Here is a 941-nt window from a genome sequence, read left to right as displayed (position 1 = left end):
GCTCGGCTTCGGCTTCTCCGGCCAGGGCCAGAACGCGGCGCTCAACTTCGTCGGGCTGAAGCCCTGGGGCGAGCGCAGCCTGAGCGACGGGGCCGACGCCATCGCCGCCCGCGCCAACGCGGCGCTCGGGGAGATGCCGGACGCCATCGCCATGTCGCTGTCGCCGCCGGCCATCGACTCGCTCGGAAATTCCAGCGGCTTCGCCTTCCGCCTGCAGGACAAGGGCCAGCAGGGCCATGCGGCCCTGGCGGCCGCGCGCGACCAGCTCCTCAAGGCGGCGGGCCAGAGCCCGATCCTGCAGGGCGTCTACGTCGAGGGGCTGCCGACCGCGCCGCAGATCGAGCTCGTCCTCGACCGGCAGAAGGCGAACGCGCTCGGCGTCACCTTCGCCGACATCAACGACGCGCTCTCGACGAGCCTCGGCTCGGCCTACGTCAACGACTTCCCGAACCAGGCGCGGATGCAGCGGGTCATCGTCCAGGCCGAGGCCTCCCGGCGGATGAAGGCCGAGGACCTGCTCGACCTCAACGTCCGCAACGCCAAGGGGCAGATGGTGCCGCTCCAGTCCTTCGCGCGGGTCGAATGGACGATGGGCCCGTCGCAGGTCGTGGGCTTCAACGGCTACCCGAGCATCAAGATCTCCGGCAGCGCGGCCCCCGGCTACGCCAGCGGCGACGCCATGTCCGAGATGGAGCGTCTGGCGGGGCAGCTGCCGCCGGGCTTCGACTTCGCCTGGACCGGGCAGTCGCTGCAGGAGAAGCTGTCGGGCTCTCAAGCGATCTACCTGCTAGCGCTGGCGCTGTTCTGCGTCTTTCTCTGCCTTGCCGCGCTCTACGAGAGTTGGTCGATCCCGCTCGCCGTGCTGCTCGTCGTGCCCACCGGCGTGGTCGGCGCGGTCTTCGCCATGCTGCTGCGGGACATGCCGAACGACGTCTACTTCA

Annotated in this window: 1 protein-coding gene; it reads left to right on the top strand. The window is 70.0% G+C overall.

What is annotated here, in order from left to right; genetic code table 11:
• The coding region (locus AX737_RS23880) for an efflux RND transporter permease subunit (protein ID WP_197430703.1) at positions 1 to 941 on the top strand (941 nt) is incomplete at both ends.

Source organism: Methylobacterium sp. CCH5-D2 (genome assembly GCF_001556475.1).
GTDB lineage: Bacteria > Pseudomonadota > Alphaproteobacteria > Rhizobiales > Beijerinckiaceae > Methylobacterium > Methylobacterium hispanicum.
This window is presented reverse-complemented; position numbering and strand designations above follow the sequence as displayed.